Annotated in this window: 18 protein-coding genes; 8 read left to right on the top strand and 10 right to left on the bottom strand. The window is 64.0% G+C overall.

All coding sequences use genetic code 11. The features are described from left to right. The first annotated feature begins 10 nt into the window (after positions 1-10). Positions 11-760, top strand: coding sequence for a YkgJ family cysteine cluster protein (locus ACQKQA_RS18025; protein ID WP_427560300.1), 750 nt, complete (start codon positions 11-13; stop codon positions 758-760). Between the two features lie 78 nt (positions 761-838). Here the strand turns inward: ACQKQA_RS18025 and ACQKQA_RS18020 are convergent, their stop codons facing one another. Continuing rightward, a complete protein-coding gene (locus tag ACQKQA_RS18020; RefSeq protein WP_427560297.1) occupies positions 839-1,081 on the bottom strand; it encodes a hypothetical protein in 243 nt (80 codons plus the stop codon). Between the two features lie 219 nt (positions 1,082-1,300). Here ACQKQA_RS18020 and ACQKQA_RS18015 point away from each other — a divergent pair, with 219 nt between their 5' ends. The 7 genes from ACQKQA_RS18015 to ACQKQA_RS17985 all read left to right on the top strand — a co-directional run bounded on the left by ACQKQA_RS18015 (position 1,301) and on the right by ACQKQA_RS17985 (position 11,280). Continuing rightward, entirely contained in the window at positions 1,301-2,470 is a 1,170-nt protein-coding gene (locus tag ACQKQA_RS18015) for an efflux RND transporter periplasmic adaptor subunit (protein WP_427560294.1), read from the top strand. Beyond that, a complete protein-coding gene (locus ACQKQA_RS18010; RefSeq protein WP_427560291.1) occupies positions 2,467-5,562 on the top strand; it encodes a multidrug efflux RND transporter permease subunit in 3,096 nt (1,031 codons plus the stop codon). The genes ACQKQA_RS18015 and ACQKQA_RS18010 overlap by 4 nt, the downstream gene beginning before the upstream one ends. A gap of 9 nt (positions 5,563-5,571) precedes the next feature. After that, positions 5,572-6,249 carry a heavy metal response regulator transcription factor gene (locus ACQKQA_RS18005; RefSeq protein ID WP_427560288.1) on the top strand — a complete coding sequence of 226 codons (678 nt, stop codon included), beginning with the start codon at positions 5,572-5,574 and terminating at the stop codon, positions 6,247-6,249. After that, positions 6,239-7,603, top strand: coding sequence for a heavy metal sensor histidine kinase (locus ACQKQA_RS18000; protein WP_427560285.1), 1,365 nt, complete (start codon positions 6,239-6,241; stop codon positions 7,601-7,603). The genes ACQKQA_RS18005 and ACQKQA_RS18000 overlap by 11 nt, the downstream gene beginning before the upstream one ends. A 303-nt stretch (positions 7,604-7,906) precedes the next feature. Next, on the top strand, positions 7,907-8,131 hold the full coding sequence (locus ACQKQA_RS17995) for a hypothetical protein (protein WP_427560282.1): 225 nt from the start codon (positions 7,907-7,909) through the stop codon (positions 8,129-8,131). Positions 8,132-8,360: 229 nt separating this feature from the next. Then, positions 8,361-9,641, top strand: coding sequence for an OprD family porin (locus ACQKQA_RS17990; RefSeq protein WP_427560279.1), 1,281 nt, complete (start codon positions 8,361-8,363; stop codon positions 9,639-9,641). 151 nt (positions 9,642-9,792) lie between these two features. Continuing rightward, complete coding sequence (locus ACQKQA_RS17985) at positions 9,793-11,280, top strand: diguanylate cyclase (protein ID WP_427560276.1); 1,488 nt, start codon at positions 9,793-9,795, stop codon at positions 11,278-11,280. Positions 11,281-11,407: 127 nt separating this feature from the next. On the opposite strand, the gene lpxC is transcribed toward ACQKQA_RS17985, so the two are convergent. From lpxC to murD, 9 genes are all read right to left on the bottom strand, one after another. Then, on the bottom strand, positions 11,408-12,319 hold the full coding sequence (lpxC, locus tag ACQKQA_RS17980) for a UDP-3-O-acyl-N-acetylglucosamine deacetylase (protein ID WP_009045509.1): 912 nt from the start codon (positions 12,317-12,319) through the stop codon (positions 11,408-11,410). Between the two features lie 112 nt (positions 12,320-12,431). Further along, positions 12,432-13,622 (bottom strand): cell division protein FtsZ, encoded by a 1,191-nt coding sequence (gene ftsZ / locus ACQKQA_RS17975; RefSeq protein ID WP_427560272.1) that lies wholly within the window; start codon positions 13,620-13,622, stop codon positions 12,432-12,434. Positions 13,623-13,686: 64 nt separating this feature from the next. After that, positions 13,687-14,946: a cell division protein FtsA gene (gene ftsA, locus ACQKQA_RS17970; RefSeq protein ID WP_007922131.1), complete on the bottom strand. Its 1,260-nt coding sequence runs from the start codon at positions 14,944-14,946 to the stop codon at positions 13,687-13,689. A gap of 14 nt (positions 14,947-14,960) precedes the next feature. Then, on the bottom strand, positions 14,961-15,827 hold the full coding sequence (locus ACQKQA_RS17965; protein ID WP_427560268.1) for a cell division protein FtsQ/DivIB: 867 nt from the start codon (positions 15,825-15,827) through the stop codon (positions 14,961-14,963). 4 nt (positions 15,828-15,831) lie between these two features. After that, a complete protein-coding gene (locus ACQKQA_RS17960) occupies positions 15,832-16,800 on the bottom strand; it encodes a D-alanine--D-alanine ligase (protein WP_427560266.1) in 969 nt (322 codons plus the stop codon). Further along, positions 16,797-18,254 carry a UDP-N-acetylmuramate--L-alanine ligase gene (gene murC, locus ACQKQA_RS17955; RefSeq protein ID WP_427560263.1) on the bottom strand — a complete coding sequence of 486 codons (1,458 nt, stop codon included), beginning with the start codon at positions 18,252-18,254 and terminating at the stop codon, positions 16,797-16,799. Before murC ends, ACQKQA_RS17960 begins: the two co-directional genes overlap by 4 nt. After that, on the bottom strand, positions 18,247-19,317 hold the full coding sequence (gene murG / locus ACQKQA_RS17950) for an undecaprenyldiphospho-muramoylpentapeptide beta-N-acetylglucosaminyltransferase (RefSeq protein WP_427560260.1): 1,071 nt from the start codon (positions 19,315-19,317) through the stop codon (positions 18,247-18,249). The genes murC and murG overlap by 8 nt, the downstream gene beginning before the upstream one ends. After that, complete coding sequence (gene ftsW / locus ACQKQA_RS17945; protein ID WP_427560257.1) at positions 19,307-20,524, bottom strand: putative lipid II flippase FtsW; 1,218 nt, start codon at positions 20,522-20,524, stop codon at positions 19,307-19,309. The genes murG and ftsW overlap by 11 nt, the downstream gene beginning before the upstream one ends. Further along, positions 20,521-21,810, bottom strand: coding sequence for a UDP-N-acetylmuramoyl-L-alanine--D-glutamate ligase (murD, locus tag ACQKQA_RS17940; protein ID WP_427560356.1), 1,290 nt, complete (start codon positions 21,808-21,810; stop codon positions 20,521-20,523). The genes ftsW and murD overlap by 4 nt, the downstream gene beginning before the upstream one ends. Between the last annotated feature and the right edge of the window lie 131 nt (positions 21,811-21,941).

Below are 21,941 nucleotides of genomic sequence, written 5' to 3'. Positions count from 1 at the left end.
TACCGGCTCGATGAATACTCGTTTTTCCTGCGTAGGCTGCGGCAAGTGCTGCAACGATCACCACGTTCCCCTGACCCTCGGCGAAGCCCGCCAGTGGGCGCTGGATGGCGGCCAGGTGATAGTGCTGGTGGAGGGGTTCCTGGGCAACGGCTTGGGGCTGCCGGCCGGGCAGCGCGAACACGCCGAACGACGTTCTTGCGTGGTGCCCAGCGGCAACGCCCTGGCCCATGTGGCGATCACTTTCGCCGCCTACAACCTCGGCCCCTGCCGGAATCTTGACGAAGACAACCTGTGCCGGATCTATGAACGCCGGCCGCTGGTGTGCCGCATCTATCCGATGGAAATCAATCCGCACATCCCGCTCCAGCCAGCGCTGAAGGAGTGCCCGCCCGAGTCCTGGGAACAAGGCCCGGCGCTGATCGTCGGCGGCGAGCTGGTGGACCGCGAACTGGCGGAACTGATCCAGCGCTCGCGCCAGGCCGACCGCGACGATATCCACAGCAAACAAGCCATCTGCCAGCTGCTGGGCATTCACACCACCGCGCTCAAGGGCGACGGTTTTACCGCCTACCTGCCGGACATGGCCGCCCTGGCCGAAGCCATCGAGCGGGTCCAGGCGCAACCGCTGGCGGCACCGGCCAGCGAGTGGCTGTTCCATGTCTCAGGTACGGACATTGCCGACCAGGTCCGGGAGGCTGGCGCTCAGGTGGTGAGCGAAGCGCCGGCCAACTACGCCTTCATTTCCCTGCGCGCGGCCTGACCTGTCGCCGCTGCCGAAGGTATTCGGCGCTTTTCAGATCTTGTGCAGCCTGCGGCAACGGCGACAAAAGCGCCGGGATCAGCGCTTGCCCATCGAGCGCCGGGTGCCGGGTGGTGCCGCGCCAGGGGTCTTGGCGTGGCCGTCGGCGACGCCATTCTTGTACCAGGGCAGCTGGGCATTCTTGGCCTGGGCGAACTCGGACGGCTTGAACGGGAACTTGAACGGCGCGATCGCCGGCCGGCCTTGATCGGGCGCGCGGGCATCGTCGGCCTGATCGGCGCCAGGAGCGTCGGACACAGGCGGTTGTGCAGGGGTAGTCATGGCAGCTCCGGGAAAAAACAGCCCGAAGAACCGGGCCGCGAAGGCCGGCAGTATACCTGCGCCCCGCGGATCTTTAACCTGCCACCCGCCACCCCGGTTCGGCCTTTGCTGACAGCGCTGTCAGGCAGGCGTCACGTTGCTGACCCGGTTGGCCGGCTATAAGTGGACCATTGATACTGGTCATTCTTCCGTTCCTCTTGCCCCCCGGCGCTGGCATCCATGGGTAATCGCAAAACCGTCGTTGTGCTCGCAGGCGTGCTCGCCGTTCTCCTCGCCGCAGGCCTGTGGTTCCTGCTCAATCCCCCCAGCGCCAGACTGGCCGCGCCGAGCGCCGTGCCGGTGCGGGTGATCAGCGTGGCGCAACAGGATGTGCCACGGCATGTCAGTGGCATCGGCTCGGTGCTGTCGCTGCACAGCGTGGTGATCCGGCCCCAGGTGGACGGCATCCTCACCCGGCTGCTGGTCAAGGAAGGCCAACTGGTCAAGGCCGGCGACCTGCTGGCGACCCTCGACGACCGTTCGATCCGCGCCAGCCTCGACCAGGCCCGGGCGCAACTGGCGCAGAACCAGGCGCAGTTGCAAGTGGCCCAGGTCAACCTCCAGCGCTACAAGCTGCTGTCGGTGGACGATGGTGTGTCCAAGCAGACCTACGATCAGCAGCAAGCGCTGGTCAACCAGCTCAAGGCCAGCGCCCAGGGCAACCAGGCCGCCATCGACGCGGCGCAGGTGCAGCTGTCCTACACCCAGATCCGCTCCCCGGTGTCCGGCCGTGTCGGCATCCGCACCGTGGACGAAGGCAATTTCCTACGTACCAGCGATACCCAGGGCCTGTTCTCGGTGACCCAGATCGACCCCATCGCGGTGGAGTTTTCCTTGCCCCAGCAGATGCTGCCGACCTTGCAGGGCTTGCTGGCCGCCGAACAGCCGGCGTCGGTGGAGGCCTACCTGGGCGCCGATACCGATGCAGTAACCGGCGACCGCCTGGGCGAAGGCCACCTGAGCCTGATCGACAACCAGATCGACGCCAACACCGGGACCATCCGGGCCAAGGCCGAATTCAGCAACCCCGGGCAAAAACTCTGGCCCGGCCAACTGGTGACCATCAAGATCCAGACCGCCGTGGAAAAGGCCGCCCTGGTGGTGCCCCCCGGCGTGGTGCAACGCGGCCTGGACAAGCACTTCGTGTACCGGGTCAAGGACGATCGGGTGGAAATCGTCCCGGTGCAGATGGTCTATCAGGACAGTGGCCAGAACATCATCCGGGGCGTGCAGCCCGGCGACCTGCTGGTCAGTGACGGCCAGTCGCGGCTCAAGGCCGGCTCGCGCATCGAAGTGCTCAGCGAACCGCCGCAGCAGATCCAGGCGGCGAACACGGAGCCGCAGCCATGAAGGGTCGCGGCTCGATCTCGGCCTGGTGCATCGATCATCCGGTCGCCACCCTGCTGCTGACCTTCGCCCTGGTGCTGCTGGGCGCCATCGCCTTTCCCCGGCTGCCGGTGGCGCCGCTGCCCGAGGCGGAATTCCCGACCATCCAGATCAGCGCGCAACTGCCCGGCGCCAGCCCGGAAACCATGGCGTCGTCGGTGGCCACGCCGCTGGAGGTGCAGTTCAGCGCCATCCCCGGCATGACCCAGATGACCTCCAGCAGCGCCCTGGGCTCGACCCTGCTGACCCTGCAATTCACCCTCGACAAGAGCATCGACACCGCCGCCCAGGAAGTGCAGGCGGCGATCAACACCGCCTCGGGCAAGCTGCCCAACGACATGCCGAGCCTGCCCACCTGGCGCAAGGTCAACCCGGCGGACAGCCCGGTGCTGATCCTCAGCATCAGCTCCACGCAAATGCCCGGCACGGAACTGAGCGACCATGTGGAAACCCTGCTGGCCCGGCAAATCAGCCAGATCGACGGCGTCGGCCTGATCAACATCACCGGCCAGCAACGCCCGGCGATCCGCGTCCAGGCTTCGCCCGACCGGCTGGCGGCCATCGGCCTGACCCTGGCCGATATCCGCGTCGCCCTGCAGCGGGCCAGCCTCAACCTGGCCAAGGGCGCGCTGTACGGCGAGTCGAGCATCTCCACCCTGTCGACCAACGACCAGCTGTTCCACCCCGAGGAATACGGTCAGTTGATCGTGTCCTACAAGAACGGCGCGCCGGTGCAGCTCAAGGATGTCGCCCGGGTCGTCAGCGGCCCGGAAAACGCCTACGTGCAGGCTTGGTCCAACGACCAGCCGGGGCTCAACCTGGTGATCTTCCGCCAGCCGGGGGCCAACATCGTCGACACCGTGGACCGTATCCAGGGCGAACTGCCGCGCCTGCAAGCCATGCTGCCGGCCTCGGTGGACGTGACCGTGCTCTCGGACCGCACCAAGACCATCCGCGCCTCCCTGCACGAAGTGGAGCTCACCCTGCTGATCGCGGTGCTGCTGGTGGTGGCGGTGATGGCGCTGTTCCTGCGCCAGCTGTCGGCGACGCTGATCGTCTCCAGCGTGCTCGGGGTGTCGCTGGTGGCCAGCTTCGCCCTGATGTACGTGCTGGGCTTCAGCCTGAATAACCTGACCCTGGTGGCGATCGTGATCTCGGTGGGCTTCGTGGTCGACGACGCGATAGTCGTCGTAGAGAACATCCATCGCCACCTGGAGGCTGGCGACGGCATGCGCGAGGCGGCGATCAAGGGCTCCGGCGAGATCGGCTTCACCGTGGTGTCCATCAGCTTCTCGCTGGTCGCCGCGTTCATTCCCCTGCTGTTCATGGGCGGCGTGGTCGGGCGGCTGTTCAAGGAGTTCGCCCTGACCGCCACCTCGACCATCCTGATTTCCGTGGCGGTGTCGCTGACCCTGGCCCCCACCCTGGCGGCGCTGTTCATGCGCGCCCCGGTGCATCGCCCCCATGACCGCCCGGGCTTCGGCGAACGCCTGCTGGCGCTCTACGATCGCGGGCTGCGCCGGGCGCTGGCCCATCAGCGCCTGATGCTCGGCCTGTTCGGCCTGACCCTGGGCCTGGCCATCGCCGGTTATGTGTTTATCCCCAAGGGCTTCTTCCCGGTGCAAGACACCGGCTTCGTGCTGGGCACCAGCGAGGCAGCGGCCGATATTTCCTACCCGGACATGGTGGCCAAGCACCTGGCCCTGGCGAAGATCCTCGGCGCCGACCCGGCGGTGGAAACCTTCTCCCACTCGGTGGGCGTCACCGGCAGCAACCAGACCATCGCCAACGGCCGCTTCTGGATCGCCCTCAAGGACCGCGGCCAGCGGGACGTTTCCGCCAGCCAGTTCATCGACCGCATCCGCCCGCAACTGGCCAAGGTCCCGGGCATCGTCCTCTACCTGCGGGCCGGCCAGGACATCAACCTCAGCTCCGGGCCGAGCCGCAGCCAATACCAGTACGTGCTCAAGAGCAACGACGGGCCGACCCTCAATACCTGGACCCAGCGCCTGACGGAAAAGCTGCGGGCCAACCCGGCCTTTCGCGACCTGTCCAACGACCTGCAACTGGGCGGCAGCATCACCCACATCAGCATCGACCGCAGCGCCGCGGCGCGCTTCGGCCTGACCGCCACCGATGTCGACGAAGCGCTCTACGACGCCTTCGGCCAGCGCCAGGTCAACGAGTTCCAGACCGAGACCAACCAGTACAACGTGATCCTCGAACTGGACGCCAAGCAGCGCGGCAAGGCCGAGAGCCTCAATTACTTCTACCTGCGCTCGCCCCTGAGCGGCGAGATGGTGCCGCTGTCGGCCCTGGCCAAGGTCGATCCGCCCACCGTCGGCCCACTGTCCATCGCCCACGACGGCATGTTCCCGGCCGCCAACCTGTCGTTCAACCTGGCGCCCGGGGTGGCCCTGGGCGATGCGGTGATCATGCTCGACCAGGCGAAAAACCAGATCGGCATGCCCGCCTCCATCGCCGGCAATTTCCAGGGCGCGGCCCAGGCCTTCCAGAGTTCCCTGGCCAGCCAGCCGTGGCTGATCCTCGCGGCGCTGGTGGCGGTGTACATCATCCTCGGCGTGCTCTACGAGAGCTTCGTCCACCCGCTGACCATCATCTCCACCCTGCCCTCGGCCGGCCTCGGCGCCCTGATCATGCTCTGGCTGCTGGGCCAGGACTTCTCGATCATGGCCCTGATCGGCCTGGTGCTGCTGATCGGCATCGTCAAGAAAAACGGCATCCTGATGATCGACTTCGCCCTCGACGCCCAGCGCCAGGGCGGGCTGTCGCCGCAGGAGGCGATCTACCAGGCCTGCCTCACCCGTTTCCGGCCGATCATCATGACCACCCTCGCCGCGCTGCTCGGCGCCCTGCCGCTGATGCTCGGCTATGGCGCCGGCGCCGAGCTGCGCCAGCCGCTGGGGATCGCCGTGGTCGGCGGCCTGCTGGTGAGCCAGGCGCTGACGCTGTTCACCACTCCGGTCATATACTTGTGGCTCGAGCGGCTATTCCATCGGCCCACACCAGCGCCAGCGCTGGCAAGCACATCCTGAGGCGGGGTCATGCGCGTTCTGATTGTCGAAGATGAAGAGAAAACCGCGGACTACCTGCACCGCGGCCTGACCGAACAAGGCTACACCGTGGACCTGGCGCGCGACGGCGTCGAGGGCCTGCACCTGGCGCTGGAGGGCGATTACGCGGTGATCGTGCTCGACGTGATGCTACCGGGCATCGACGGCTTCGGTGTGCTGCGGGCTCTGCGCGCGCGCAAACAGACGCCGGTGATCATGCTCACCGCCCGCGAGCGGGTCGAAGACCGCATCAAGGGCCTGCGCGACGGCGCCGACGACTACCTGGGCAAACCCTTTTCCTTCCTCGAACTGGTGGCGCGCCTGCAGGCCCTGACCCGCCGCAGCGGCGGCCACGAGCCGGTGCAGATCAGCATCGCCGACCTGTGGATCGACCTCATCAGCCGCAAGGCCAGCCGCGCCGGCACGCGCCTGGACCTGACCGCCAAGGAGTTCTCGCTGCTCAGCGTGCTCGCCCGGCGCCAGGGCGAGATCCTGTCCAAGACTGCCATCGCCGAGATGGTCTGGGACATCAATTTCGACAGCGACGCCAACGTCGTCGAGGTGGCGATCAAGCGTCTGCGGGCCAAGCTCGACGGGCCGTTCGAACAAAAGCTGCTGCACACCATCCGCGGCATGGGCTATGTGCTGGAGAACCGCGGTGCCTCGTAACTCGATCGCCCTGCGCCTGAGCGGGCTGTTCACCCTGGTCGCCCTGCTGGTGTTCCTGCTGATCGGTGGAGCGCTCTACCAGCAGGTGGACAAGGGCCTGGGCCTGTTGCCCGAGGCCGAGCTGGACGCCCGCTACAGCGTGCTGGAATCGGCCCTGACCCGCTTCGGCAACCCGGAGCACTGGGCCAAGATCACCAACAAGCTCACGCTGCTCAGCGAAGAGGACAAGCGCATCCGTTTCTGGGTGGTCAGCGGCGACCCCGTCTACGAGTACGGCGCCCCCGACCCGCAGATCCGCCACTTCGCCCAGGGCCCCCTGGGCATGCGCGACCTGGCCCTGCCCGAGCATCGCCATCCGCTGAAAGTGCTGGTCAGCCAGCTGCCAGCCAAGGAGCTGCGTCCGCCGCTGCGCTTTCTGATCGCCATCGACACCGAAGCCTTCTACGAGACCCAGCACCAGTTGCTGACGGCCCTGATCAGCCTGGCCATAGTCGGCGTGCTGCTGGCTTCGGCCCTGGGGTACTGGGTGGCGCGCATCGGCCTCAAGCCCTTGATCAGGCTGTCCGAAGAAGCCCAGCGCCTGGCCCCGCCCAGGCTCTCCGAGCGCCTGCAGCTGTCGTCGCTGCCGCCGGAACTGACGCAGTTCGCCAACTCGTTCAACTCGACCCTGGAACGGGTGGAACAGGCCTACTCGCGCCTGGAGTCCTTCAATGCCGACGTCGCCCACGAGTTGCGTTCGCCGCTGACCAACCTGATCGGCCAGACCCAGGTGGCCCTGACCCGCGGCCGTTCCGCCGAGCATTATTTCGAGGTGCTGCAATCCAATCTCGAAGAGCTGGAACGGCTGCGCTCGATCATCAACGACATGCTGTTCCTGGCCAGCGCCGACCAGGGCAGCAAGGCCACCAAACTGACCAGCACCTCCCTGGCCAGCGAAGTGGCGACCACCCTGGACTACCTGGACTTCATCCTCGAAGACGCCCAGGTCAAGGTCGAGGTAAGCGGCGATGCCCAGGTGCAGATCGAGATCGCCCACCTGCGCCGGGCGCTGATCAACCTGCTGAGCAACGCCGTGCAGCACACCGAGCCCGGGCAGGTGATCCGGGTGCGGATCGAGGTGCAGGAACACCAGGTGGCCATCGCCGTCAGCAACCCTGGCCAGGGCATCGCCAGCGAACACTTGCCACGGCTGTTCGAGCGCTTCTACCGGGTCGACGCCTCCCGCAGCAACAGCGGCGCCAACCACGGCCTGGGCCTGGCGATCGTCAAGGCCATCGCCCTGATGCACGGCGGCGACGTGTTCGTGCGCAGCGACGACGGCATGAATACGTTCGGTATCTACCTGCCGATCTGAAATCGAAGCCTGCTCGTGATGGCGGTGCGTCAGACACACCGCGTTGCCTGCATCGCCGGCAAGCCTGGCTCCTACAGAAACCGGATCGCCGTGGGCCTGTAGGAGCGAAGCTTGCTCGCGATGGCGGTGTGTCAGGAACACCACGTTGCCCGCATCGCCGGCAAGCCTGGCTCTACGGAATAAAATGAAACTATTGCTTTTGTGGTAACAGTCCTTATCCTGTTCGGCGCTTTTTCCGGCTGCCTTGAAATTATATTTTTGTCGCACCTAATTTGAACTTGCTCTGCAAGAAGGTCTTCAGAAATGTCCAACAGTATGGGTATTGCCAGCGCGTTTGTTTTGTCCTCCCTGTTCTTGGCCCCTATGGCCATGGCCGAAGAATCGCAGACTTTCGCCGCGCATAACGCCGCGCGCGCCGCTGCATTCCAGGAAGCCCGGGAAGCGCTGGCTGCCAAGCAACAGCACAGCGAACAGCCACAGGAAGTCACGGCGCAGCAACGCCAGGCTGAAGTTCAGAAAGACAGTTGATCTGCACCACCCACTCGTTTCCCTCGACAACTTCTCTGCTCTAACCCTGGAGTAAGTTGTCTTAAAGCCGCTGCTAACAGCGGCTTTTTTTTGCATGTAGCGCCGGACTTTTCATTCGTTTCATCCAGAACAAGAAACACCCGAATCGACAATAACAACGATCACCACTTATCCAAGGAGCTATTTACCGGTGAAGGTCACGTCAACACTCAGCCCATTGTTCATTGCAATGGCTGCAACTATCGCCCCCTGCGCCCAGGCAGCCGATGAAGCCAGCCCCGAGGGCTTCGTCGAAGGCGCCAGCCTCAAGCTCAATGCCCGCAACTACTACATGAATCGCAATCGCCATCAGCAGGCTGACGACAACATCGAATGGGGCCAGGGTTTCCTGGGGATCTTCGAGTCCGGTTATACCCAGGGCACGGTCGGCTTCGGCATCGATGCCAACGCCATGCTCGGCTTGAAACTCGATGGCGGTGGCGGCACCGACGGCTCGAGCATCCTGCCGGTCAGCGACGGCAACGGCAAAGCGCCGAATGAGTTTTCCACCGCCGGCGCCACCCTGAAAGCCCGGGCCTTCGACTCCGAGCTCAAGGCCGGCGACCTGTTTCTCAACAACCCGGTCATCGCCGGTGGCCAGTCGCGCATGCTGCCGCAGACCTTCCGCGGTGTCAGCCTGACCAACCACAGCTTCGACGGCTGGCTGCTCGAAGGCGGCCAGGCCAGCTTCACCAAGCTCTATAACCAGAGCGGCCGCCAGCGTATCGGCAGTGCGTACAGCAATCCGGCGAACAGCGTCGACAGCCGGCACCTGAACTGGGCCGGCGTGGCCTGGAGCGGTGTGAGCGGGCTGACCAGCAGCCTGTACGCCTCCGAACTCAAGGACATCTGGAACCAGTACTACTACGACCTGGACTACAGCTACGCGCTGAACGAACTGGTGACCCTGAACCCGGGCCTGCACTTCTATCACACCCAGGACACCGGCAACGCGCTGCTGGGCAACATCGACAACAACACCTACAGCCTGCATTTCACCCTCGGGGTCGGCCATCACAGCCTCACCGCCGCCTACCAGCGGGTGAACGGCAATACGCCGTTCGACTACATCAGCCAGGGCGACAGCGTCTACCTGGACAACTCCCAGCAGTATTCGGACTTCAACGGCCCCAACGAGCGCTCGTGGAAACTCAAGTACGCCTATGACTTCGCCGGCCTCGGCCTGCCGGGCCTGAGCTCGGCGCTCTCCTACTCGCGAGGCGAGCTGGACCTGACCAAGGTCGACCCGCGCAGCCCGGGCTATAGCCACTGGTACAGTGCCGACGGCGAGCACGCCAAGCACTGGGAACGCGACCTGGACCTCAAGTACGTGGTCCAGGGCGGCAAGGCCAAGGACCTGGCGGTCCGCCTGCAGTGGGCGACCAACCGTGGCGGCAACGGTTATGGCGCGCTGGACAACGACACCGACGAGTACCGGGTGATAGTCGACTACCCGCTCAACGTGTTCTAAGCACGCATAAGCAAAAGGCCAGCAGTATTTTTGCTGGCCTTTTTTTTGTCTGGGATTTATACATGCGCCCGCAGGCGCGCTCGGTCTCTGCAACTCTGCCCGCTTCACTCGGAAACACCCTTACAACGTCTACATCGCAGAAGTCAGAACCATGAGTGTGAGTAGTGCGACACCCCGCAACACGACCACTTTGACCCGGTCGGAAAGGATGCTGATTCTTGGGAGCTCACTGATGGTTGTCTCCATCCTGAGCATCGTGACTTTCTTGCTGATTCGCGAACGCGGCAGCGTCGAAATGGCCGCCACCCGGGCAGCGTCCAACATCGTGCAATTGATCGACGCCGACGTGCTGCGCAACGTCGAGCTGTACGACGTGTCCCTGCGCGGCCTGATCAGCGCCTCGCAGCGCGAGGACCTGAAACTGGTGTCGCCGACCATCCGCCATATGGCGCTGTTCGACCGGGCGACCGTCGCGCCCTACAAGGGCAACATCCTGTTGCTCGATGCCCGTGGCGATGTGTTGGCCGACTCCGCCTCGGTGGAGCCGCGCAAGGGCAACTTTGCCGATCGGGAATACTTCCAGTCCCATGTGCACAATCCCGATCCGGGCATGCTCATCAGTCGTCCCTTCCGCGCCCGTCCTCCCGAGCTGGATTGGCGCATCAGTTTCAGCCGGCGGGTCTCCGACGAGCGTGGGGAGTTCCTCGGTGTGGCCGAGGCGGCCATGCGCCTGGACTACTTCAGCCAGTTGTTCAAGAGCCTGAATGTCGGCCGCGACAGCTCGGTCAACCTGATCAGCCGCGACGGCATCCTGCTGGCCCAGGAACCGCCGCGGGCGGACAACCTGATCGGCCAGGACTTCAGCCAGCGACCCAACTTCATCCGCATCCTGCGCGAAGGCAACGGCAGTTTCAAAGGCCTGTCCAGCACCCAGCAGCCGCGCCTGTACACCTTCTCCCAGGTCGGCGACCTGCCGCTGATCGTGATCGTCGCGCTCTCCAGCCAGGAGGTCTTCGCCTCCTGGCAGCGCACCGCGCTGGCGGTCGGTGGCGCCACCGGCGCGCTGTGCCTGGGGCTGTTGTGGCTGACCTGGCTGCTGTGCCGGGAATTGCGCCGGCGTCAGAACGCCGAACAGGAACTCGCGCAACTGGCCGCCACCGATGCCCTGACCGGCCTGGACAACCGCCGCAGCCTGGACCAGACCCTGGCCCGCGAGTGGGGCCGCGCGCAGCGCTCCCATAGCGCCCTGTCGCTGCTGATGCTCGACGTCGATCACTTCAAGGCCTTCAACGACCGCCATGGCCACCCGCTCGGCGATGAAGCCCTGCGCCTCGTCGCCGGGGTGATCAGCGGCAACATCCGCCGCCCCGGCGACCTGGCCGCGCGTTATGGCGGCGAAGAGTTCGCCGTGGTCCTGCCGGAGACCGACAACGAAGGCGCCCGGCGCATCGCCGAACATATCCGCCTGGCGGTGGAACGCTTGCCGCCGATCCAGGACGATGCCTCGCCGATCACCATCAGCATCGGTCTGAGCACCTGGTCGGGCAAGCCGAAGTCCAGCCTGGAAGAGCTGTGCTCGATGGCCGACAAGGCGCTGTACCAGGCCAAGGCCGAAGGGCGAAATCGGGTGGTGGGTTGAGCCTCATCGCAGGCCGCACGGACTGTAGGAGCGAGGCTTGCCCGCGATAGCGTCATCAGAAAACCACAGGCATAAAAAAAGGCCACCCGAAGGCGGCCTTTAAAAACTAAAGGAAAGAGAGTGTTACTTACACGGCCGCAACCGGACGCATGTAAGAGATCGGTGCAGTGCTGGCATCTTCGAAGGTCACGACTTCCCAAGCGTCTTTCTGCTCAATGAGCTTGCGCAGAAGCTGGTTGTTCAGTGCATGGCCCGACTTGAAGCCTTTGAACTCACCTATCAGGCTGTTGCCCAGCAGGTAGAGGTCACCAATTGCGTCGAGGATCTTGTGCTTCACGAATTCGTCTTCGTAACGAAGGCCGTCCTCGTTCAGTACACCATCCGCGTCGACCACGATGGCGTTTTCCACGCTGCCGCCGAGTGCGAGGTTGTGCTTGCGCAGGTACTCGATATCACTCATGAAACCAAAGGTACGGGCGCGGCTGACTTCTTTTACGAACGAAGTGCTGGAAAAGTCCACGCTTGCACTCTGGGTGCGGTCACGGAAAACCGGGTGATCGAAGTCGATCTCAAAGCTCACTTTAAAACCGTCGAAAGGCACGAAAGTGGCGCGCTTGTCGCCGTCTTCCACCGTCACCTCACGAAGGATGCGGATGAACTTCTTGGCTGCGTCCTGTTCTTCCAGGCCGGCAGATTGAATCAGGAATACGAAGGGTCCAGCGCTGCCATCCATGATCGGGACTTCGGACGCGGAGAGCTCGACGTAGGCGTTATCGATGCCCAGGCCAGCCATGGCCGAGAGCAAGTGCTCCACCGTGTCCACTTTGGTGTCACCGTTGACCAGGGTGGTCGACATAGTGGTTTCACCAACGTTTTCCGCGCGAGCAGGAATCTGCACCACAGGGTCCAGGTCGGCACGACAAAACACAATGCCGGTGTCGACAGGCGCAGGCTTGAGGGTCAGGTATACCTTCTCCCCAGAATGCAGGCCTACACCTGTGGCACGGATAATATTCTTCAGGGTGCGTTGTTTAATCATGGCTTGGGCCGCTTCAGCGCAAATTGCGAACTGGTATCAACAAAGGCTGGCGATAATAGCAGACCAGACCTTTGCTGAACACCAATCACCCTAATACCCCTGATACATTCCATCAATCGGCCTGACGACGCAGGAAAGCCGGGATGTCCAGGTAGTCCAGATCATCTTGCGGATTCAGCTTTGCCGCGGTCGCCGCGTTCGATTGCGCTTGGTTGCGCATCACGGTCGGACGGTCCAGATCACGGTAGTTGACCGACGGCAGTTCCTGACGGGCAGGTGCTGGCGCCTGTGCAGCGGCCATGGTGGTTTGCACGGTATTGTCGATGACCTTCACCGGCTTCTCGATTTTCGCGCCCAGACCGGTGGCAACCACGGTCACGTGCAGCTCGTCGCGCATGTCCGGATCGATAACGGTACCGACCTTGACCATCGCGTGCTCCGAAGCGAAGGCTTCGATGATGCTACCCACGTCGGAGTACTCGCCCAGGGACAGGTCGGGACCGGCAGTGATGTTCACCAGGATGCCGCGCGCGCCCTGCAGGTTCACGTCTTCCAGCAGCGGGTTGCGGATCGCCGCTTCGGTCGCTTCACGTGCACGGTTAGGACCGCTGGCGCAGCCAGTGCCCATCATCGCCATGCCCATTTCGCTCATCACGGTACGCACGTCGGCGAAGTCGACGTTGATCATGCCCGGACGCTTGATGATGTCGGAGATACCGCGAACGGCACCGGCCAGAACGTCGTCGGCCTTGGCGAAAGCCGACAGCAGGCTTGCGTCTTTACCGAGGATGGTCAGCAGCTTTTCGTTGGGAATGGTGATCAACGAATCGACGCTGTCGCTCAGCGCGCGGATGCCTTCATCGGCGATCTGCATGCGCTTGCGGCCTTCGAACGGGAACGGACGGGTCACCACCGCAACGGTGAGGATGCCCATTTCCTTGGCCACTTCGGCGATGATCGGCGCGGCGCCGGTACCGGTACCACCGCCCATGCCGGTGGTGATGAACACCATGTTGGTGCCCGCCAGCACTTCAGCGATACGCTCGCGGTCTTCCAGAGCGGCTTGACGGCCGACTTCCGGATTGGCGCCAGCACCCAGGCCCTTGGTCACGCCGGTGCCCAGTTGCAGGATGGTCCGCGCGCCGATGTTCTTCAGCGCCTGGGCATCGGTGTTGGCGCAGATGAACTCGACGCCTTCGATGTTGCTCTTGACCATGTGATTGACGGCGTTGCCGCCGCCACCGCCGACACCGATAACCTTGATCACCGGACTTGCGGGGACGTTGTCTACGAGTTCGAACATTTTCCCTCTCCTTTCATTTCTCTAGTTTTTCGCCTACTGCTTACAACGGTGTTGCGGTAAATCTTCAGAAGTTGCCTTGCACCCAGCTCTTGATGCGATCGAGCAAGGCTGCTTTCGGTTCGTCGCTGCTGTAGCTGTCCCGGCTGCCGATGCCGGAGAACGAGATGCCGTCGGACTGCTTCTGCAGCCCGTACAACAGCAGGCCCACGCCGGTGGAATAGATCGGGTTGCGCACCACGTCGGACAGGCCCTTGACGGTGTGCGGCACGCCCAGGCGCACCGGCATGTGGAAAATCTCTTCGGCCAGTTCGACCGCGCCTTCCATCTTCGACGTGCCGCCGGTCAGCACGATGCCGGCCGGGATCAGGTCTTCGTAGCCGCTGCGGCGCAGCTCGGCCTGGATCAGGGTGAACAGCTCGTCGTAGCGCGGCTCGACCACTTCGGCCAGGGCCTGGCGCGACAGCTCGCGCGGCGGACGGTCGCCGACGCTCGGCACCTTGATGGTTTCACCGGCACCGGCCAGCTTGGCCAGGGCGCAGGCGTAGCGGATCTTGATTTCTTCGGCGTACTGGGTCGGCGTGCGCAGCGCCATGGCGATGTCGTTGGTCACTTGATCGCCGGCGATCGGGATCACCGCGGTGTGGCGGATCGCGCCTTCGGTGAAGATCGCGATGTCGGTGGTACCGCCACCGATGTCCACCAGGCACACGCCCAGCTCTTTCTCGTCGTCGGTCAGCACCGAGTACGCCGAGGCCAGCTGTTCGAGAATGATGTCGTCGATTTCCAGACCGCAGCGACGCACGCACTTCTCGATGTTCTGGGCGGCATTCACCGCGCAGGTCACCACGTGCACCTTGGCTTCCAGGCGTACGCCGGACATGCCCAGGGGTTCGCGTACGCCTTCCTGGTTATCGATCACGTAATCCTGCGGCAAGGTGTGCAGCACCCGCTGGTCGGCCGGAATCGCCACGGCCTGCGCCGCGTCGAGTACCCGCTCCAGGTCCGCCGAGCTCACTTCGCGATCGCGGATCGCCACGATGCCGTGGGAGTTCAGGCTGCGAATGTGATTGCCCGCCACGCCGACGAACGCCGAGTGGATACGGCAACCGGCCATCAGTTGCGCTTCTTCTACCGCGCGCTGGATCGACTGAACGGTGGATTCGATATTCACCACCACGCCCTTCTTCAGGCCGCGCGATGGATGGGTGCCGATACCGACGATTTCCAGCGTGCCATCGGCCGCGACCTCGCCTACCAGCGCCACCACCTTGGAGGTGCCGATATCCAGACCGACGATCATTTTGCCGCTTTGCACGTTTGCCATGGTCCTGCCTCTTCTTAATTCTTCGCGACGGCGGGTTGGGCCGTCGTGGGCGCTACAGGTTCCCGCCAGCCGACGGCCAGGCCGTTGGCATAACGCAGATCGATGCGCGCGATGTTCGTAATCTGTTCTTTCAACGTCTTTTCATAAATGGCAATGAAGCGGCGCATCTTCTCCACCAGGTGATCGCGACCCAGCAGCAACTCGATGCCAGGACCGGCACTGCCGGCCCCCGTGGTCAGGAACCAGCTGCCCCGTTCGCGCAACTCCAGACGGGCGATGGAGAAACCCAACGGCCGAAGCATCTGGCTCAACACCTGGTACTGCTGCATCACCTGCTGCTGGGCCCGCTGCGGACCGAACAGCTGCGGCAAGTGCTCATAGTTCGCCAGCTCACGCGGGGTGAAGGCCTGGCCCTGGTTGTTCAACAGAGCCTCGTCACCCCAACGGGCCACCGGCAGTTGTTCCTCCAGGCGGATCACCACCTGGTCCGGCCACACACGCCGCACCTCGGCATGAGCAATCCATGGCATCTGTTCCAGCTCGGTGCGCATGCTCTCCAGGTCGATGGTGAAGAAGCTCGACGCGACGTACGGCGCGATTCGCTGCTGCACCGCCTGCTGGCTGATGTAACTCAGGTCGCCCTGCACCGCGACCTTGGTGATCGGCCGGTCGGCATAAGGCAACAGGCGTTGCGCGCCTTCGTAGGTGCCGAACCCCAGCGCAACCAGCAACACCGGCCACATCAGGCTTTTCAACACACCAAAGTTGGCTTTCGGCAGGCGCGCCGCCATCGGCTCCTTGGCCACCATCCGGCTGGCACCACGCGGCACCGGCTTGCGGCCGGTAGCGGGTTGCTGATGACGTAGATGGGCGCCTTGCATGGCCTTAACCTCGCGGCTCTGCGTTACGGACGACACTCTCTGCCAGGATGGCCAGGACCAGCTGCTGGAAATCCAGGCCGGCGGCACGGGCCGCCATCGGAACCAGGCTGTGATCGGTCATGCCGGGAGCGGTGTTCACTTCCAGGAACCAGAACTGGCCATCGGCGTCCTGCATCACGTCGGCACGCGCCCAACCGGCGATACCGAGCGCCCCGCAGGCTTTCGCCGTCAGGTCCATGAGCTCCTGCTCTTTGTCGCTGTCGAGACCGCACGGGATCCGGTACTGGGTATCGGAAGCCAGGTACTTGGCGTCGTAGTCGTAAAACGTGTGGGGCGTACCCAGGGCGATCGGTGGCAACACCTGGCCGCGCAGCGTGGCAATGGTGAACTCCGGACCTTGAATCCATTGTTCGACCAGAACTTGCGAGTCGTAGGTACTGGCCGCTTTCCAGGCGTCGATCAGCTCGGCCGCGGAGTTCACTTTGGCCATACCAATACTGGAACCTTCATGCGCCGGTTTGACGATCAAAGGCATGCCCAGTTCCACCGCCGCGCAAATACAGTCGGCCTCGGAGCCCAGTACGGCGTGGCGTGGCGTCGGAATACCGAGGCTGTGCCAGACCTGCTTGGTGCGCAGTTTGTCCATCGCCAACGCGGAAGCGAGGATGCCGCTGCCGGTGTAGGGAATCCCCAGGCATTCCAGCAGGCCCTGCATGCTGCCGTCTTCACCGCCACGGCCGTGGAGGATGATGAAGGCGCGGTCGATCTTTTCGTTCAGCAGGCGCTGCAGCAAGTCGTCGCCGACGTCGATGCCGAAGGCGTCCACACCAGCACTCAGCAAGGCCTCAAGCACGGCGTTGCCGGACTTCAGCGAGACCGGGCGCTCGGCGCTCTTGCCGCCGAACAGCACGGCGACACGGCCGAAATCCTTCGGCGCGATGGTCGAAAACAGAGAGGTGTAGGCAGCGGTCATTTCGACTTCCCCTGACCGGCAGGCACGGCGCCCGCAAACAACGGGCTGTTCAACAGCTTCGGCGCAAGACCGCCGATATCACCGGCACCCTGGCACAGCAGGATGTCGCCGGCGCGCAGCAGCGGCTTGACCAGCGGCGCGAGGTCGACCCCACGCTCGATGTAGATCGGGTCCAGTTGACCGCGCTGGCGGATGCTGTGGCACAGCTGGCGGCTGTCAGCCCCAGGGATCGGCTCTTCACCCGCCGGGTAGACTTCCATCAGCAGCAGCACGTTGGCATCGGCCAGCACCTGGACGAAGTCGTCGTACAGGTCACGGGTCCGGCTGAAGCGGTGCGGCTGGTAGACCATCACCAGGCGACGCTCTGGCCAGCCACCGCGCACGGCCTTGATCACCGCCGCCACTTCGGTCGGGTGGTGACCATAATCGTCCACCAGCATCACGTTGCCGCCGTCCACCGGCAGTTCGCCGTAGACCTGGAAGCGTCGGCCCACACCCTGGAAACCCGACAGGCCCTGGACGATGGCTTCATCGCTGATGCCTTCGTCGGTGGCGATACAGATGGTCGCCAGGGCGTTCAGCACGTTGTGGTTGCCCGGCATGTTCACCGAGACGTCCAGCGGTTCGCGATCGGGACGCAGCACGGTGAAGAAGGTCTGCATGCCCTGCTGACGGACATTGATCGCACGGACGTCGGCGCCTTCGTTGAAACCGTAGGTGACGGTCGGACGCTTGACCTGCGGCAGGATCTCGCGCACCACCGGATCATCCAGGCACAGCACGGCCAGGCCGTAGAACGGCAGGTTGTGCAGGAACTCGACGAAGGTTTTCTTCAACTTGTTGAAGTCGCCGTCATAGGTCGCCATGTGGTCGGCGTCGATATTGGTCACCACGGCCACCAGCGGCTGCAGGTGCAGGAAGCTGGCGTCGCTTTCATCGGCTTCGGCGATCAGATAGCGGCTGGTGCCCAACTGTGCGTTGGTGCCCGCTGCATTCAGCCGGCCACCGATGACGAAAGTCGGGTCCAGGCCACCGGCGGCGAACACCGACGCGAGCAAGCTGGTGGTGGTGGTCTTGCCGTGGGTACCAGCCACGGCGACGCCGTGACGGTAGCGCATCAGCTCGGCCAGCATCTGCGCGCGCGGCACCACCGGAATCCGGCGTTCCAGGGCGGTGGCCACTTCCGGGTTGGAGGTGTTCACGGCACTGGACACCACCAGTACATCGGCGTTGGCGGCGTTCTCGGCACGGTGGCCGATGAAGATCTGCGCACCGAAGGACTCGAGGCGCTCGGTAACCGGCGAAGCCTTGAGGTCGGAGCCCGAGACCTGGTAACCCAGGTTCAGCAGCACTTCGGCGATCCCGCACATACCCACGCCGCCGATACCGACAAAGTGGATGCGGCGGATGCGGCGCATTTCCGGTTGCGGCATGGCTTTCTGATTCTCAACCATGGGCCACCTCCAGACAGATATCGACCACGCTACGGGTGGCATCGGGTTTGGCCAGGCGACGTGCGGCGTCGGCCATGCTGTTGAGTCGTTCCGGTTGCATCAAAACCTCTGTCAGGCGAGCGGCAAGGTCCGCGGCGCCAGTCGTTCTTTGCGGCATCAGGAAGGCGGCGCCTTCCCGAGCCAAATAATCGGCATTGCGGGTCTGGTGATCGTCGATGGCGTGGGGCAAAGGCACGAGCATCGAAGGCAGACCGGCGGCAGCCAGTTCACTGACGGTCAACGCGCCTGCGCGACAGACCACCAGGTCAGCCCAGCCATAGGCTTGGGCCATGTCTTTGATGAACGGCTGCACTTGCGCCTCGACGCCAGCGGCGCGATAGCGCTCTGCAGTCACTTCATCGTGGTTTTTGCCGGCCTGATGGAACACGTCCGGACGCAGCTCGGGGGAGACCAGCGCCAGGGCTTCAGGCAACAACTTGTTTAACGGCTCTGCGCCCAGGCTTCCGCCCAGGATCAGCAAACGCGCCTTGCGTCCGGCCAGGGCCTCGCGCGGTGTATCGAGGAACAGCTCGGTGCGTACCGGATTGCCAGTCGTGCGCCGGCTGCTGGAGGCACCGAAGGTGTCCGGGAAAGCTTCGCAGACTCGGGCCGACAACGGCACCAGCAGCCGATTGGCGGTACCCGCGACCGCGTTCTGTTCGTGAACGATCACCGGCACGCCGGACAGTTTTGCCGCGACGCCGCCAGGGCCGGTCACATAACCGCCAAAACCCAGCACGCAGACCGGCTTGAGCTGACGAATGACCCGCCGCGCCTGCAACACCGCCTTGACCAGCACGAAGGGCGCCTTGAGCAGCGACAGCTTGCTCTTGCCGCGCAGGCCGCTGACGTTGATCAGGTGCAACTGCAGGCCGGAGTTCGGTACCAGCTCGTTTTCGATACCGCGCGGGGTGCCGAGCCAGTGCACGGTATAACCCCGCGCCTGAAACTCGCGGGCACAGGCCAGCGCAGGGAACACATGACCGCCGGTCCCGCCGGCCATGATCAGCACATTAGCGCCCATGGCTTGGCTCCTCGGCGAAGTCGCTCTCACTGAATTCCATCTCTTCGCTGCCCAGGTGGGTGCGACTCTCCCACTCGATGCGCAACAGCAGCCCCAGACAGGCACAGCAGATCACCAACGAGCTGCCGCCATAACTGAGGAACGGCAGGGTCAGGCCCTTGGTCGGCAGCAGGCCGACGTTCACCCCGATGTTGATCAGGAACTGGCCGATCCACAGAAACGACAGGCCATAGGCGACATAGGCGGCAAAAAACTGCTTGGCTTTCTCGGCCCACAGGCCGATGTACATGCCACGGATACAGACGAAGACGAACAGCGCCACCGTGCACAGGGAGCCGACGGCGCCCAGCTCTTCGGCCAGCACCGAGAACACGAAGTCGGTGTGGGCTTCCGGCAGGTAGAACTGTTTCTGCACGCTGTTGCCCAGACCAACGCCGAGCCATTCGCCGCGACCGAAGGCGATCAAGGCCTGGGACAGCTGATAACCGGCACCGAACTGGTCGGCCCAGGGGTCGGCAAAGTTGGTCAGGCGCGCCATCCGGTATGGCTGCATCTGAATCAGCAGGACCACCGCTGCCACCGCCAGGACCACCATCAAGGAAAAACGGAACAGCCCGACCCCGCCGAGGAACAGCATCGCCGCGGCAGCCCCCATCATCACGACGGTGGCCCCGAAGTCCGGCTCCATCAGCAGCAGCCCGGCCATCGGCAGCAGCACGATGAACGGCTTGAAGAAGCCCATCCAGCTTTCACGCACTTCTTTCTGGCGACGCACCAGGTAACCGGCGAGGTAGATCACCACGAACACCTTGGAGATCTCGGACGGCTGGACGTTGAAGAAGCTGAAGCCGATCCAGCGCATCGAACCGTTCACCTCACGGCCGATCCCCGGAATGATCACCATCACCAGCAAACCGAACGCGCCGATCAGCATCATCCAGCCCAGGCGCTGCCAGGTGGCGATCGGGATCATCATGGTGACGATGCCGGCACCCAGGCCCAGCACGACGTAGATCAGGTGGCGAGTCATGTAGTACAGGGCGCTGCCCGACTGCACCGCGGCCACTTCGGTGGAGGCCGATGCGATCATGATCAGCCCGAGGCCGAGCAGCGTCAGGCAACCGGCGAGCATCGGGAAATCGAGATCGATGCCGCGCCCGGTGATCAGCGGCGACGGATAAGGCTTGATGATGCCTCTCAGGTTCATGCCAGATCCTCCACGGCGCGGACGAACTGGTGACCACGGTCTTCGTAATTCTTGAACATGTCGAAACTGGCGCAGGCGGGCGACAGCAACACCACGTCGCCGGCCTGGGCGGCGGCCCGGCACTGCTCCACGGCTTCGACCAGGGAGCCGACGCGAATCAGCGGCACGGCATCGCCGATGGCTTCGCCAATCTTGTCGGAGTCCCGGCCCATCAGGATCACGGCGCGGCAGTTGGCCGCCACTGGATCGCGCAGGTCCTTGAACTCGGCGCCCTTGCCGTCGCCACCGGCGATCAGCACGATCTTCCCGGCAATATCTGCGCCCAGGCCTTCGATGGCCGCCAGGGCGGCGCCGACGTTGGTGGCCTTGGAGTCGTTGTAGTAACCCACGCCATCCAGGTCGCGCACCCACTGGCAGCGGTGCTCGAGGCCGGCGAAGGTACGCAGGGCCGAGAGCATGGCGTCGAACGGCAAGCCGACCGCATGCCCCAGGGCCAGCGCTGCCAGGGCGTTGGACTGGTTATGGGCGCCGCGGATCTTCAACTCGCGTACTGACATCAGGTTCTGGAATTCGAAGGCCAGGTATTTCTCGCCATCTTCTTCACGCAGGCCGAATGCCTTGAAATCGGGTTTGCTCAGGCCGAAGGTCCAGCACGGCAGGCCTTCACCGACCAATGGCCGGGTCAGGGCGTCCTGGCGGTTGAACACCACTTGCCGGGCGCCACGGAAGATCCGGTGCTTGGCCAGGTGATACGCCGGCAGGCCGCTGTAGCGGTCCATGTGGTCTTCGCTGATATTCAGCACGGTGGCCACTTCGGCCCCCAACTGATCAGTGGTCTCCAGCTGGAAGCTGGACAGTTCCATGACGTACAGCTCGACGTCGTCGCTGAGCAGGTCCAGCGCCGGGGTCCCCAGGTTGCCGCCCACGGCGACCCGCTTGCCTGCCGCTGCCGCCATCTCACCGACAAGGGTGGTCACGGTGCTTTTGGCGTTGGAACCGCTGATGGCGACGATCGGCGCCTTCGCGTTACGCGCGAACAGCTCGATATCGCCGGAGAGTTTCACCCCACGGGCGGCGGCGGCTTGCAGGGCCGGGGTCGCCAGGGCCAGGCCGGGGCTCACGTAGAGCTCATCGGCACGGCACAGGAAGTCGACGTCCAGCTCGCCACAACGCACGTCCACCTGCGGATAGTCACGGCGCAGCGTGGCCAGCTCCGGTGGATTTTCCCGCGTATCGGCAACGGCAAACGACACGCCCCGGCTCGCCAGGAAGCGAACCAGGGACATGCCGCTCTTGCCGAGGCCGACAACGATGCGGAAGTGGTCACGGGATGGACAGTTGTCATCGTAGATAAAAGAGTAAAAACGGGTGGGATGATCCACGGTGTCATAGTTATCTTTGATCCCTATTGGAACAC

This window comes from Pseudomonas sp. NPDC089530 (assembly GCF_050280705.1).
Lineage (GTDB): Bacteria > Pseudomonadota > Gammaproteobacteria > Pseudomonadales > Pseudomonadaceae > Aquipseudomonas.
This window is presented reverse-complemented; position numbering and strand designations above follow the sequence as displayed.